Annotated in this window: 15 protein-coding genes; 6 read left to right on the forward strand and 9 right to left on the reverse strand. The window is 73.7% G+C overall.

Annotated elements, in window-relative coordinates:
- Positions 1-159 precede the first annotated feature (159 nt).
- Entirely contained in the window at positions 160-1,092 is a 933-nt protein-coding gene (locus tag LDL48_RS03590; RefSeq protein ID WP_225253523.1) for a hypothetical protein, read from the forward strand.
- Between the two features lie 119 nt (positions 1,093-1,211).
- Here the strand turns inward: LDL48_RS03590 and recQ are convergent, their stop codons facing one another.
- Together recQ and LDL48_RS03600 are read right to left on the reverse strand one after the other, a co-directional pair.
- Positions 1,212-3,047, reverse strand: coding sequence for a DNA helicase RecQ (gene recQ, locus LDL48_RS03595; protein WP_225253524.1), 1,836 nt, complete (start codon positions 3,045-3,047; stop codon positions 1,212-1,214).
- Entirely contained in the window at positions 3,044-3,325 is a 282-nt protein-coding gene (locus tag LDL48_RS03600) for a hypothetical protein (RefSeq protein WP_225253525.1), read from the reverse strand. The genes recQ and LDL48_RS03600 overlap by 4 nt, the downstream gene beginning before the upstream one ends.
- Before the next feature lie 15 nt (positions 3,326-3,340).
- Here LDL48_RS03600 and LDL48_RS03605 point away from each other — a divergent pair, with 15 nt between their 5' ends.
- A complete protein-coding gene (locus tag LDL48_RS03605) occupies positions 3,341-3,697 on the forward strand; it encodes a hypothetical protein (protein WP_225253526.1) in 357 nt (118 codons plus the stop codon).
- A gap of 62 nt (positions 3,698-3,759) precedes the next feature.
- Here LDL48_RS03605 and LDL48_RS03610 read toward each other — a convergent pair whose 3' ends face one another.
- Positions 3,760-4,410: a GTP cyclohydrolase II gene (locus LDL48_RS03610; protein WP_225253527.1), complete on the reverse strand. Its 651-nt coding sequence runs from the start codon at positions 4,408-4,410 to the stop codon at positions 3,760-3,762.
- A gap of 139 nt (positions 4,411-4,549) precedes the next feature.
- Between LDL48_RS03610 and LDL48_RS03615 the strand changes: the two genes are divergently transcribed.
- Complete coding sequence (locus tag LDL48_RS03615; RefSeq protein WP_225253528.1) at positions 4,550-5,242, forward strand: RibD family protein; 693 nt, start codon at positions 4,550-4,552, stop codon at positions 5,240-5,242.
- 4 nt (positions 5,243-5,246) lie between these two features.
- Here the strand turns inward: LDL48_RS03615 and LDL48_RS03620 are convergent, their stop codons facing one another.
- Genes LDL48_RS03620 through LDL48_RS03640 form a run of 5 tightly spaced genes read right to left on the reverse strand, consistent with a single transcriptional unit; the run spans position 5,247 to position 9,608 of the window.
- Entirely contained in the window at positions 5,247-6,389 is a 1,143-nt protein-coding gene (locus tag LDL48_RS03620; protein WP_372472031.1) for a lysylphosphatidylglycerol synthase transmembrane domain-containing protein, read from the reverse strand.
- Entirely contained in the window at positions 6,361-7,185 is an 825-nt protein-coding gene (locus LDL48_RS03625; RefSeq protein WP_225253530.1) for a class I SAM-dependent methyltransferase, read from the reverse strand. Before LDL48_RS03625 ends, LDL48_RS03620 begins: the two co-directional genes overlap by 29 nt.
- Positions 7,182-8,228 (reverse strand): glycosyltransferase family 4 protein, encoded by a 1,047-nt coding sequence (locus tag LDL48_RS03630; RefSeq protein WP_225253531.1) that lies wholly within the window; start codon positions 8,226-8,228, stop codon positions 7,182-7,184. The genes LDL48_RS03625 and LDL48_RS03630 overlap by 4 nt, the downstream gene beginning before the upstream one ends.
- Positions 8,225-8,623 carry a 6-pyruvoyl trahydropterin synthase family protein gene (locus LDL48_RS03635; RefSeq protein WP_225253532.1) on the reverse strand — a complete coding sequence of 133 codons (399 nt, stop codon included), beginning with the start codon at positions 8,621-8,623 and terminating at the stop codon, positions 8,225-8,227. The genes LDL48_RS03630 and LDL48_RS03635 overlap by 4 nt, the downstream gene beginning before the upstream one ends.
- A 4-nt stretch (positions 8,624-8,627) precedes the next feature.
- Entirely contained in the window at positions 8,628-9,608 is a 981-nt protein-coding gene (locus LDL48_RS03640; protein ID WP_225253533.1) for a zinc-dependent alcohol dehydrogenase, read from the reverse strand.
- A gap of 115 nt (positions 9,609-9,723) precedes the next feature.
- On the opposite strand from LDL48_RS03640, the gene LDL48_RS03645 reads away from it, so the two are divergent.
- Positions 9,724-10,518: a CDP-alcohol phosphatidyltransferase family protein gene (locus tag LDL48_RS03645; RefSeq protein WP_225253534.1), complete on the forward strand. Its 795-nt coding sequence runs from the start codon at positions 9,724-9,726 to the stop codon at positions 10,516-10,518.
- A gap of 17 nt (positions 10,519-10,535) precedes the next feature.
- Here LDL48_RS03645 and LDL48_RS03650 read toward each other — a convergent pair whose 3' ends face one another.
- Positions 10,536-11,420 carry an ABC transporter substrate-binding protein gene (locus tag LDL48_RS03650; protein WP_225253535.1) on the reverse strand — a complete coding sequence of 295 codons (885 nt, stop codon included), beginning with the start codon at positions 11,418-11,420 and terminating at the stop codon, positions 10,536-10,538.
- A gap of 156 nt (positions 11,421-11,576) precedes the next feature.
- Between LDL48_RS03650 and LDL48_RS03655 the strand changes: the two genes are divergently transcribed.
- Positions 11,577-12,209 carry an HAAS signaling domain-containing protein gene (locus LDL48_RS03655; protein ID WP_225253536.1) on the forward strand — a complete coding sequence of 211 codons (633 nt, stop codon included), beginning with the start codon at positions 11,577-11,579 and terminating at the stop codon, positions 12,207-12,209.
- Between the two features lie 305 nt (positions 12,210-12,514).
- On the forward strand, positions 12,515-13,636 hold the full coding sequence (locus LDL48_RS03660) for a M48 family metallopeptidase (RefSeq protein WP_225253537.1): 1,122 nt from the start codon (positions 12,515-12,517) through the stop codon (positions 13,634-13,636).
- The last annotated feature ends 97 nt before the right edge of the window (positions 13,637-13,733 follow it).

Below are 13,733 nucleotides of genomic sequence, written 5' to 3' on the forward strand. Positions count from 1 at the left end.
ATTCCGAACTCGGCGGGCGGTGACGCGGTGGAGGAGCAGGGAGCCGCCGGTTCGATTGGTCCTGGATGGACACATCCGGTCCACCGTGCACCCGCCGTTGACCTCTCCGAGTGGGTGACGCCCCGCGCGCCGATGGCTGCGGATGGTGACAATGGTCGGATGGCGATGACCAAGCGGGACCTGCCCTACCCGTATGACCAGGACTTCCGGGAGATTGTGACCCGGGTGAAGGGTAAACGGGAGCAGACGCGTGAGCGCCTGGCCAACTCGTTGAAGGTGGCGTCCTACCTCAAGGCGGGTACCACTCTCATCGAGCGGAACCTCGGCAGCCAGGAGCCGGCCGCGGACTCGGCCGCCGGTGAGCGGGCCGGGGTGTCGCGCCCAGGTGACGAACGGGCGTTGGGGGAGCGGAAGCCGTACTGGTCCGGGATCCGTTTCCTGACCGAGCGCGCACTGATCCGGGAGACGGAGATGATCGCGCCGCCGTTCCTGCGGCTGAAGGGGGACGGGCCCTACCGGTCCACCTGGGCCTCCCACGACGACTACATCACCGACCTGCTGGCGTTCGTCTTCCACGCGATGAACTACGACCCGCAGTACGGGGCGGCGCGCGAGACCCGGGGCGACTGGCTGACCGACGACGGCAGCTTCGCGGACGCGGTCGACCGGGCCACCTACCACGAGTTGGAGGCGATCTGCCGGATGCCGCTGTTCCGGCTCCAGCTGATCATGGCGGCGACGGCGCACCGCAACGACGGGATCCATGATGCGATCGCCAACAACTATGCGGGTGCGCTGGAGCCGTGGAAACGGATCTACGAGTCCACGTTCAAGGTGTGGGGGTTCCGGCTGCGGACCGGCGTGACCATGGACCAGCTGGCCGACATGCTCGCCGCGGTCACCGAGGGCTTCGCGGTCCGGCACCTGGGCGATCCACAGGCGGACGTGGTCGCCGGGGGACCTCCGGGCAATCTGGTCGGCATGGCGGTGCTCGGCCTGCTGAACAGCTACCTGGAACCGGTCGACCGGCCGCGCGGACCGTCACTCCGGGAGACCTTCGACGCGATCGCCGAACGGTCCCGCCACCACTGATCAGCCACCCGGCGAGGCGGACCACCCGGCGCAGCCCGCCCGACCCGAGCCGGCCGGCGCAATCCACCCGACCGACCGAGCCTGCCCCGAAAGAAGACTTCGCCGAACGTTCTGGCTGCTCACTCCCCGGCCAGGGCGTCCAGCACCTGCTGCCCGAACTTGGCCAGCTTGTTCTGCCCGACCCCGCTCACCGTGCCCAACTGCTCCAGCGTCGTCGGCTGCAGCGTCGCGATGGCGCGCAGCGTCGCGTCGTGGAAGATGACGTACGCGGGCAGCTTCTGCTCCTTGGCCACCGACGCCCGCCAGGCGCGCAGCCGTTCGAACACCGGCTCGGCGCCGGGGGGCAGTTCGGCGGCCGGCGCGGCGGAGCGGGTGGCGCGGGCCGGGCGTACCCGTTCGGGTTCGCGCCGCATCATCACCGGCCGGTTGCCGCGCAGTACGTCGGCGCTGCCGTCGGTGAGGACCAGCGTGCCGTAGTCGCCCTCGACCGCCAACAGGCCCGCGGCCAGCAACTGCCGCACCACGCCGCGCCACTCCGCCTCGCGCAGCTCGGTGCCGATGCCGAAGACGCTGAGCTGGTCGTGCCGGAACTGGGTGACCTTGTCGGTGGTCTTGCCGAGCAGGATGTCGATGGACTGGCCGGCACCGAACTTCTGCCCGCGTTCCCGCTGCAGCCGCAGCACCGTGGAGAGCAGCTTCTGCGCGGCGACCGTGCCGTCCCAGGACTCCGGCGGGTTGAGGCAGGTGTCGCAGTTGCCGCAGCCGCCGGTCGTGGCGGCGGACTGGCCGAAGTAGGCGAGCAGCTGCTCGCGCCGGCACGCGACGGTCTCGCACAGCGCCAGCATGGCGTCGAGGTGGGCGGAGGCGTTGCGCCGGAACGTGGTGTCGCCGTCGGAACTCTCGATCATCTTGCGTTGCTGCACCACGTCCTGCAGCCCGTAGGCCAGCCAGGCGGTGGACGGCAGGCCGTCGCGGCCGGCGCGCCCGGTCTCCTGGTAGTAGCCCTCGACCGACTTGGGCAGGTCGAGGTGGGCGACGAAGCGGACGTCCGGCTTGTCGATGCCCATCCCGAACGCGATCGTGGCGACCATGACGAGGCCGTCCTCGCGCAGGAACCGGGACTGGTTCGCGGCACGGGTGCCCGCGTCCAGGCCGGCGTGGTAGGGCAGGGCGGCGATCCCCTGGTCGCTGAGGAACTCGGCGGTCTTCTCCACCGAGGCGCGGGACAGGCAGTAGACGATGCCGGCGTCGCCCGCGTGCTCGGAGCGCAGCAGTTCGAGCAGCTGGCGGCGGGGTTCGTTCTTGGCGACGATGCGGTACTGGATGTTGGGCCGGTCGAAGCTCGCGGTGAAGTGGCGGGCCGTGGTGAGCTGCAGCCGGGTGGCGATCTCCTCGCGGGTCGCGCTGGTGGCGGTCGCGGTGAGCGCGATGCGCGGTACGTCCGGCCAGCGTTCGTGCAGCACCGACAGGCCGAGGTAGTCGGGGCGGAAGTCGTGGCCCCACTGCGACACACAGTGCGCCTCGTCGATGGCGAACAGGGCGATCCGCCCCCGCTCCAGCAACCGCTGGGTGCCGGGTGTGCTGAGGCCCTCGGGTGCCACGTACAGCAGGTCGAGGTCGCCGGACACGAAGGCCGCCTCGGTCGCCCGGCGCTGGTCGAAGTCCTGCGTGGAGTTCAGGAAGCCGGCCCGTACGCCGAGCGTGCGCAGCGCGTCCACCTGGTCCTGCATGAGCGCGATGAGCGGGGAGATCACCACGCCGACGCCGTCCCGGACCAGCGACGGAATCTGGTAGCACAGCGACTTGCCGCCGCCGGTGGGCATCAGCACCAGGGCGTCGCCGCCCTCGACGACGTGCTCGATGATGTCCTGCTGCTGCCCGCGGAAGTCGGGGTAGCCGAAGATCTGGTTGAGCACGTCCTTCGCGGTGGCGAAGCGGGAACCGGCGGAAGTCACCCCGCGATACTAGAGACCCGCACCGACATCCTGCCGCGCCCTGTGGACAACCCCCCCACCTCGGGCGTGCGGGCCTCGCACGCCGAGACGTCGGCGGCGGCCATCGCGCGCAGGGCGGCCATCCGGCCCGGCTCGGCCAGCCGCTGCGACAGCCGGGCGAACGCGTACGGAGCCTCGGCGGCGGCCCGGATCGCGGTCGCGCCGGTGTACGAGCTGGTCACCAGCGTGGCCGGGCCGGCGTCCAGGTGGCGCAGCACCCGGCCGATGCGGTCCGGCACGGCTAGATTCGGCTCATGAGGCAGGCGTACGCGCATGAAGCCGTTCTGGTCCTCGCCCCGGACGGCGACGAGCGGGCGCCGGGCGGGGCCGTCACCGCGGCGCTGTGCGGGCCCGGGGAGCATCCGCCGCCGTGCCCGCTGGCCGCGCACCACACCGCGGCCGACCGGCAGGGCGACGAACTGCGTATTCGGATCTTGTTCGCCACCGCGCCGAACCGGGCCGACGAGGTGCGCCGGCGGATCGACGACGCGCTGGCCCGGGGCGCCTTCACCGGCCCGGGCGGACAGGTCACCCAATGGCGCACCGTCCGCTCCGGCTGCGTCCGGCTCGCCGAGGCCGAGCGCCCACACGCCCGCCGCCTGCTGCGCTGAGCGAAGACGACCCGCCACCCAAGACGGCAGGCCACCCAAGGCGGCGACGCGCGCCGCCGGCGCTACTCGGCCAGTGGCAGCTCGATGGTGTGCGCCGTGTGGGTGGCCTTGGTGGCCAGATACCGCACGTTGGCCGCGGACAGGTGCACCCCGGTCGGGATGCGCTCGGCGATGGTCACCCCGGCCCGGTCGAGTTGCTGCGCCTTGTCCGGGTTGTTGCTGAGCAGCCGCACCCGTTCCACGCCCAGGGCCAGCAGCATCTGCGCCGCCGCGGTGTAGTCCCGTTCGTCCTCGCCCCGCCCGAGCGCCACGTTCGCCTCGTAGGTGTCCAGCCCGGCGTCCTGCAGCGCGTACGCGTCCAGCTTGGCGTACAGGCCGATGCCGCGGCCCTCCTGGCGCAGGTACAGCAGCAGGCCACCGGCGTCCGCGATGCGTTCCGCCGCCTCGCGCAACTGCGGGCCGCAGTCACACCGCTGGCTGCCGAACACGTCGCCGGTCAGGCATTCGCTGTGCGGGCGCACCAGGGGAGCCCGGCCGCCCGCCGCGGCCCGGGTCAGGGCCCGCTGCCAGTCGCCCAGTCCGAGCGCCAGGTGCTCCTTGCCGTCGACCAGACCGTCGAACGTGAAGACCCGGGCCGTGGTGGCGTACCCGTCGGCGAAGCGCATCGGCACCGTCACCTGCGTGCGTACCTTTGCCTTCGGTGTGTTGCTCATCCGGCCCTCCTCGCGCTCGTGCCCCTCGGCGTCACCTACCGGTGACCCCGGCAATGTGGCAGTAACGCAACTCCCGATTATCTTTGACAGATCATGTTCGACCAGGGTGACTTCTGTCGCTCGGCGGGAGGCTTCATCGATGGTTGAGCGTCCGTACGTGCTGCTCAGTTGTGGTATGTCCATCGACGGATACGTGGACGATACGGCCGAAGAAAGGCTGCTGCTGTCCACCGCCGCCGACTTCGACCGGGTCGACGCCGTCCGCGCCGGGTGCGACGCGATCCTGGTGGGCGCCGCGACGGTACGCCAGGACAACCCCCGCCTGCTGGTCCGCTCGGACGCCCGCCGGGCCGAGCGGGTGGCCCGCGGTGCCTCACCCACCCCGGTCAAGGTGACCGTGACCGGCCGGTGCGAGCTGGACCCGGACGCCCACTTCTTCACGCTGGGCGACGTCGACAAGCTGGTCTACTGCGCCACCTCGTACCTGGACGCCGCCCGGGACCGGGTCGGCGGCCTGGCCACCGTGGTGGACGGCGGCGAGCCGGTGGACCTGCACCGGGTGACCGCCGACCTGTACCGGCGCGGCGTCTGCCGGCTGATGGTCGAGGGCGGCGGCAGCATGCACACCCAGTTCCTGGCCGAAGGGCTCGCCGACGAACTCCAGCTGGTGGTGGCGCCGTTCTTCGTCGGCGACTCGCGGGCGCCCCGGTTCGTCTCCGACGGCAACTTCCCGTGGAACCGCAAGCACCGGGCCACGCTGGCCGAGGTGCGGCAGATCGACGACGTGGTGCTGCTGCGCTACGCGCTGTCCGACCGGTTCGGCGCCGCCTGAGCCCTCAGGCACCGGACGGGACGAGCACGCGGCCCGGCAGGACGGGCTCGGGCGCCGCCGGCGGGAGGAGGACCACCACGACCTTTCCGGCCGCCGACGCCGGTGCCACCGGCTGCGGCACGGCTCGCTGGGTGGTCCGCTGGGCGGCCCGGGCCAGCAGCACGACGGCACCGGGCAGCGCGGCCACGAACGCCAGCAGGCCGTACACCACCGCGATGGTCAGGCCCTGGGTCGCGCTGAGCCCGGCCGCGGCGAACGCCCACGCCATCGCGCCCTCGCGCGGACCCCAGCCGCCGATGTTGAGCGGCACCGCCATGGCCAGCAGCGCCAGCAGCATCAGCGGGGCGAGGCGCAGCAGGGACGCGTCCGACCCGGCGGCCCGCGCGGCCACCAGGAACGTGGCCAGGTGCCCGGCCAGCACCACCGACGACGCCAGCACCACGCCGGGCCAGCTGCGCTTGGCGAGCAGCCCGGTGCGGATCTCGGTGAGCCCGGTGCGGGCCGCCCGGGCGACCCGCGAGGTGCCGTGCCGGAACCGGCGGCAGGCCAGCAGGACCACCACGCCGGCGCCCGCGACGGTCAGGGCCGCGAGAGCCGCGCCCGGTCCGTGCTCGCGCAGCCGCGACAACACCGGCGAGGGTACGGTGACCAGCACCGCGATCCCCACCGTGACCGCCACGATCTGGCCCGCGGTGCGCTCCAGCACCACGGCGCGGACGCCGCGGCCGACGTCACCGGTGTCCCGGCCGTGCTGCACCGCCCGGTCCACGTCGCCCAGCACCCCGCCGGGCAGGGCCGCGTTCAGGAACAACGCCTTGTAGTAGTCCGCGACCGCGGCCGGCAACGGCAGCCGCAGCCCCATGCCCCGGGCCACCAGGCACCAGCGCCAGGCACTGAACACGGTGGTGGCCACGCCGATCCCGAATGCCGTCGCCAGTGTGGCGCCGTCGATGACGCGCAGCCCCTCCACGAAGGCACCGGTTCCGAGTCGCCACGCCAGGAACGCGATGATCGCCGCGCCCCCGCTCACTCGTACCCATGCCCACACCGATCGCGTCACGTTGCCTATCCCCTCGGTAGCCCTCAGGGTCCTGTACGCCGCATCGGGGCCCAAGGGTTCAATCGAACCGGGCAAGAAGATCCACATGTGCGACCGTGGCGCGCAGCCGGCCGGCGTCCGCGGCCGCGATCCGGTCCCGCGCATAGTCGCCGATGCCCAGGTCAGGGCGCTCCTCGGCGGCCGCGGACAGCCAGCCGCGGAGCCATTCGCCGATCAGCTCGACATTGTCGGATCCCAGACGCCACGGGGTGGGCGCGACGGTCACCGTGGCGCCCCGGGCGGCGAACGCCGCGGCGGCCGCGTCACCGGCGTCCGGGCCGAGCAGGCGCCGCTCGCCGACCCGCCGCCGCTGATGGTCGTTGAACGCGGCGGCCACCTCGCCGTCGCGCGGATCGGCCGGCTCGAACGTCACCTGGCCGGCCACCGACAGCGTGAACAGGGCGGCGCACCGGGCCTTCGCGCACGCGTCGGCCAGCGCGTCGATCTCCTCCGCGGTGAACAGGTCGAGCAGCGCGGAGCAGGTGACCAGCGAGGTGCCGGCCAGATCCGCGGCGGTCAGCGCGGTCACGTCACCCTGCCGCGTCTCCACGGTCACCTCACCGGCCGCCGCGCCCGAGTCGGCCGGATGGTCCGCGCGGCGCGGCAGGTGGGCGGCGGCGTGGGCGAGCAGCGCCGGGTCGTGGTCGTGCAGGATCCAGTGCTGCGGGCCGGGCAGTCGCGGCGCCAGCCACCGGCCCAGCGAGCCGGTGCCGCAGCCCAGGTCACGGATCACCAGCGGCGGCCGCAGGTCGGCGCGCAGCGTGTCCACCAGGGCGGTGGCGCGGGCGGCGGCGTCGGCCGGCTCGCGCAGCGCCAGCCACGTCGAGCTGAACTCTCCGGTCATGTGGTACCTCTCTGCAGCACGTCGCCGATCAGTCGGGCGGTGGCGTCCCAGCCGGACAGGGTGTCGCGGCGGGCCCGGGCCGCGGCGCGCCGGCGCCGGCGCAGCGCCGGGTCGGTCAGCCAGCGGCGCAGCGCCGCGGCCAGCGCGTCCGGGTCGCCGGGCGGGACCAGTTCCCCCGGCACGGTGCCGTCCGGCGCGGCGCCGAGCGCCTCCGGCACGCCGTCCACCCGGGTGCCCAGCACCGGGACACCGCGGGCCAGGGCCTCGGTGACCACCATGCCGTACGTCTCCGCCCGGGACGGCAGCACCAGCAGATCCGCCCCGGCGTAGCTGGCGTCCAGCTCGGCACAGGTGCGCGGACCGGTGAACTCGACGCCGGGCGGCACCGGCGCGGGCAGGAAGCCGGCCCGGTCGGTGGCACCGACACAGACGCAGCTCCAGTCCAGGTCGCCGAGGCCGGACAGCGCGCGGATCAGCACATCGTGACCCTTCCGGGGGGTCACCGCGGCCACGCAGAGCAGCCGGTTGCCCGCCTCGCTCGGCGTGGCCGGCGGGGCCGGATCGACCCCGGGCGGCGCCACGGCGATCCGCTCGACCGGCAGGTCGTGCAGGGCGGCGACGCGGCGGGCGGCGGCCCGGCTGGTCGCCACCACGCCCGCGGCCGCGTGCAGCACCCGCCGTTCCCGCGCGGCCAGCTCGGCCGCCTCGGCCGGCGCCAGGCCGGTCTCGTCGCCCAACGGCAGATGCACGAGGACGATCAGGCGCAGCCGTCCGGCCTCCGGTTCCAGGATCTCCGGTACGCCGCCCGCCACCAGCCCGTCCAGCAGCACGGTGGCGCCGTCGGCGAGCCCGGCCAGGGCGCCGGTGAGGGCGTCCCGCGCCGCCGTGCCGGGCCGCGGCCAGTCGCCGGGCACCGCGATCTCGTGCACGTCGGCGGTGCGCGTCAGCCGGTCACACACCGCCCGGTCGTAGGTGTTACCGCCGCTGGGTGCCGCCGGGTCGTCCACCCCGCCGGGCAGGACGACGTGGACGGCAGCGGTCACAGCGACCGCTCGTAGCCGGCCCAGGCGATGTGCGACTCGTGCAGCGTGACGGACAGGCCGGTGAGGCCGCGGGCGCCGTCGCCGAGCGCGCCGGCCGCGATCCGGTCCGCCAGCCGGTCCGCGATGACCTTGGCGAGGAACTCGGTGGACGTGTTCACCCCGGTGAAGGCCGGTTCGTCGTCGAGGTTGCGGTAGCTCAGCGCGCCGCACACGTCGTGCAGTTCCTCGCCGGCCCGGCCGATGTCCACCACGATGTTGTCCGCGTCCAGCTCCGGCCGGCGGAAGGTGGCGTCCACCACGAACGTGGCACCGTGCAGTTTCTGCGCCGGTCCGAACACGTCCCCGGAGAAACTGTGGGCGATCATGATGTGGTCCCGGACGGTGACGCTGAACAAGAAATCACACTCCTGAGTTGTCGTAGGTGACCAGGTGACACAGGGCCGGCAGGGAGCCGTCGGCCAGGCGCGGAAGCACCTCCGGCAGTTCCGCGAACGCGCACCCGCCGGTGATCAGCGCGTCGAACGCCGGGTCGGCCAGCAGGTCCAGCGCCAGCGCCAGCCGGTCGGCGTAGGTGCGCCGGCGGCCCGGCGGGATGCCGCCCACCTGACTGCTCTTCACGGTCAGCCGCCGGGAGTGGAAGAACTCGCCGAGTGGCACGCTGACCTGGCGGTCGCCGTACCAGCTCAGCTCGACGACCGTACCCTCGCTGGTGAGAAGTTCCAGCGAGCGGGTGAGCCCTTCCGGGGTCGCGCTGGCGTGGATCACCAGGTCGCAGTCCCCGGCCGCGTCGGCGGGCAGCGCGAACCCGACCCCGAGTGCCTCGGCCACCGCGGCCCGCGCCGGATCGGCGTCCACCAGCTGCACCCGGGCACCGGGCAGGCGGGCCAGCACGCCGGCCACCGAGCAGCCCACCATGCCGCCGCCGACCACGGCGATCCGGTCGCCGATCTGCGGGGCCGCGTCCCAGACCGCGTTCACCGCGGTCTCCACCGTGCCGGCCAGCACCGCCCGGGCGGCGGGCACCGAGTCCGGCACCACGGTGACCGCGTCCGCCGGGACCACGTACCGGGTCTGGTGCGGGAACAGGCTGAACACGGTGCGCCCGGTCAGTGCCGGCGGGCCCTGTTCGACCACGCCCACGTTGAGGTAGCCGTACTTCACCGGGGCCGGGAAGTCGCCGTCCTGGAACGGCGCCCGCATGAGTTGGTGCTGGCTCTCCGGCACGCCGCCGCGGAACACCAGCGTCTCGGTGCCGCGGCTCACCCCGGAGTACAGGGTGCGCACCGTCACGTCGCCGTCGCCGGGTTCGGATAGACGAACCGGGCGTATCTCGCCGCGGCCCGGGTACGCAATCCAGAACGCCGATGCGTCTGGGGCCATGGATGAACTCCTCGACCGTCTGAACCGAACGCGCCGACCAAGCGTGTTCATGGGGGACAGCGGCAACCATACGCGGGAACCGATCTTGCCATCTGGAGGCATGGTGACAATCAGCATGGGTACGGTCACAGCGGCGCCGAGCCGTGGACCCGTGATCGGCCTGGCCGTCCAGTTCCTCCTGCTGGCGGCGTTGGCCGGGACCGTGGGCCTGACCGTGGCCGGCTGGCTGGCCGGTGCCGCGTACGGCGTCGTGCTCTGCGGCCTGCTCGCCCGCGGCCTGCATCGTGCCCGAATGGACCGGCTCGGCCCGGCCAATCTGGTCACCTTCGCCCGCGCGCTGATGGTCGGCGGGGTGACCGCGATGGTGGTGTCCGGCTACCAGCGGCCCACCGATCTGGTCGTGCTGGTCACCCTGGTCGGCGTGGCGCTGGCCCTGGACGGGGTGGACGGTCAGGTGGCCCGGCGCACCGGTTCGTCCTCGCCGCTGGGCGCCCGCTTCGACATGGAGGTCGACTCGATCCTCGTCCTGGTGCTGAGCATCTGCGTGGCCGCGCAGTTCGGCTGGTGGACGATCGCGGTCGGCGGTTTCCGGTACGCGTTCGCCGCCGCCGCGTGGGCGCTGCCCTGGCTGACCGCACCGACCGCACCGCGCTTCTCCCGCAAGGTGGTCGCCGCCACCCAGGGCGTGGTGCTGGTCGTGGCCACCGCGCAGATCCTCCCGCACCCGGTGGCGCTGGTCGCGATGGCCGCCGTGGTGGCGTCGCTGACCTGGTCGTTCGGGCTGGACATCGGGTGGCTGTGGCGGGCCGAGCAGACCCGCCGCCGGTCGGTGGACCGGGTGGTGGTGCCGCGCCGGCGGGCCGTCGCACCGGACCGGCCGCTGCACGCCAGCCCGGCACAGGCCGGGTGACCGATTTCGGGGCGGTCTCACGCGACGCGGGCGACGGCTCCGGGCGGTGCGGCCGGTACCGCGTCCGGGTGCAGGATCGCGGCGATCGCCGCCACGCCGTCGACCAGGCGCGGACCGGGCCGCACGATCAGGCCGTCGCCGTCGATCGCCCACACCGCCGCGCCGGGGAACCGGGGCGCTATCCGGGCGGCCTGCTCCGCGGCGCCGTCCAGGTGGAATCCGCACGGGGTGACCAGCACCACGTCGGGCGCCGCGCCGGTCAGCTCCGCCCAGGACGTCTCGACGCTGCGCGCGCCGGGCCGGGCCGCCACCGCGGTCCCGCCGGCCGCCTCCACCAGGTCGGGTACCCAGTGCCCGGCGGTGAACGGCGGGTCCACCCACTCCACCACTGCCACCCGTGGCCGGGGCCGCCCGGCCACTGCCGCGGCGATCCGGTCCAGCCGGTCTCGCAGCGCCGTGACCAGCGCGGCGGCCCGGTCCGGCACGCCCGCGGCCGCGCCCACCGCCCGGGCGGTGTCGAGCACCTCCGCCAAGGTGTACGGGTCCAGCGTCAGGACGTCCGCCCGGCAGCCCAGGTGGTCCAGCGCGTCCGAGACCTGATCCGAGGGCAGCGCGCAGACCCGGCACAGGTCCTGGGTGAGGATCAGGTCCGGGGCCAGCCCGGCGAGCGCGCCCGCGTGCAGCGTGTACAGGTCGGCGCCCGCGGCGAGCTGCGCCTTGACGTACCCGTCGATCTCGCCCGGCGTCAGGTCGCGGGTGTCCCGGCCGCCCACCACGATCGTCTTCTCGGTCCGGGCCGACGGCGGTTCGTCACACTCGAACGTCACGCCGACCAGGTCGTCGCCCAGCCCGAGCGCGTAGACGATCTCGGTGGCGGAGGGCAGCAGGGACACGATGCGCATGTCCCCATCCTGCCGGTGCGGGTAGCGGTTGCGGCGGCGGCGGGGCTCGGCCGAAAGGCGGAGCGCCGGTGGTCGATCCCGGTCCGCGGGCGGATGTGTGCACCCGGCGCGGGCCGCCATCCTGGCCGCACTGCCACGGACCCAGCTGGAGAAACCATGACCGCTGCACCACACCGGGACACCGCGCCGGTGGCCCACGGAGACGTCGTCGTGCTGGACTACCTGGCCGCGCTCTGGGCCGAGAGCGACGAGCTGACGCCGGAACTGCGCGACGAACTGATGACGACGGTGGCGGACTACATCGCGATGCGGCGTACCTCCCGGTCGGACCCGCTCTCCGACCCGGAACAGATCGTCGGGCGCCTGGGCCCGCCCGAGGCGCTCGTCGCCGCGGTACGCCGTGGCCGGATGCCGATGCACCTGCGCCTGCCCCAGCCGCCCCGGCACCTGCCGGCGCCCGCGCCGCCGCCCGCCGCTCCGTCGACCGGCGACGTCACCGCGGTGGTCCTGCTCCTGGCCGGTACGTTCGTGCTGCCGGTGATCAGCCCGCTGGCCGGCCTGGTCATCGTGTCGTCCTCGGCCCGCTGGACCGCCGCGCAGAAGGCGGCTGCGTGGGTGCTCACCGTCGGTGGCGTGGTGGCCGCGTTCTTCACGCTGGTGCTGGTGGCCGCGGCCGTCGGGGCGGACGGCCTGGCGATCTTCGTGGCGTACGTGTCGATGGTGGGCGGCTCCCTGCTGGCCGGACTGTCCCTGTTGCCGGGCCTGACCGGCCGCCGCACCGACCGCTGACCACCGGCGACCGCGCCGGACGGCCGGCTCTTTCACTGGCCGGCTTTCACTGGCCGGCTTTCACTGGCCGGCTTTCACTGGCCCGCTCTCACTGGCCCGCTCTCACTGGCCGGCTCTCACCCGAGCGGCTCTCACCCGGGCGGCGCGGATGAGGCGGCCCGGATGGGGCGGCTCGGCCGAAAGTCGGACCCGGGCGGCCGGAACTCGGGCGGTCAGCCGATGCGCCCGCCCCGTCCGACCGGCGACGCTCGCACTTCGAAAAGATCACCCGAACACCGATCGAGCCCCGGAGGGGAACCAGCACGATGACGATCGACGACGAGAACCGGCCGGCGCGCCAGCGCCTCACGCTGACCGACATCAGCTCGCGTGCCTGGGAGCATCCCGCGGACCGGGGCGCCCTCACCGCGCTGCGCGAGCTGCGCGGTTTCGACGACGTGGTGCGCGGCTTCTTCGGCATGTGGAACGAGCGGGGGTTCCGCCTGTCGTACCTGGCCGGCTCCATCCGGGTGGACCACCGGCAGTACCCGCGGGTCTACCAGCGTTACGCCGAGGCGGCCACCGCCCTGGACGTGGCGGAACTGCCCGAGCTGTACATCAGCCAGGACCCGGTCATCCACGGCCGGGCGATCGGCATGGACAAGCCGTTCATCGTGATCAGCACGGGCGCGGTGGAGAAACTGGAGGACGACGAGCTGCGGACGCTGCTCGGCCACGAACTGGGCCACGTCCGCAGCGGGCACGCCGTGTACAAGACGATGATGATGATCCTGACCCGCTGGGCCACCAACGTCAGCTGGCTGCCGATCGGCGCGATCGCGTTGCGGGCGATCATCGCGGCGATGTACGAGTGGTGGCGCAAGGCGGAGCTGTCCGCGGACCGGGCCGGGCTGCTCGCCGGCCAGGACCCGGCCGCCGCCCTGCGGCTGCTGATGAAGATGGCCGGCGGGGGAGACCTGAGCCAGATCGACACCGCCGCGTTCCTGGAACAGGCCGCCGAGTACGAGGGCGGCGGCGACCTGCGGGACAGCATCCACAAGATCGGCATGACCGCGTGGAGCAGCCACCCGGTGCCGGTCGCGCGGGCCGCGGAGCTGCGGCGGTGGGTCGACTCGGGGGAGTACGCCCGGATCCTCGGCGGCGACTACCCGCGCCGTGACGACGACGGCAGCGCCTCGGTGACCGGCGACGTGAAGGCCGCGGCGGCGCACTACCGGGAGTCGTACCAGAACTCCCCGGACCCGCTGGTCTCGCTGGCCCGCCGGGTCACCGGCGGCGCCGCGGACCTGGGCGACTGGGCCGGCACCCAGGCCGGCCGGGCGGCGGCCTGGGCCGGAACGGCGGCGGGTGCGGCGGCCGACGCGGCCCGCCGGGCCCGGCGCGACCCGAACGGCAACGGCGACGACGGGGGTACGCCGACGAGCTGACCGCGCGCCCACCATCGAGTCCAGCCCCGGCTCGATCGGCACCTCGGCACCTCGGCACGGCGCCGGGACGCCGGTCTGGCCGTGGCCTCGGCGTCGC

It is taken from the genome of Jidongwangia harbinensis (assembly GCF_020216025.1).
GTDB classification, from domain to species: Bacteria; Actinomycetota; Actinomycetes; order Mycobacteriales; family Micromonosporaceae; genus Actinoplanes; species Actinoplanes harbinensis.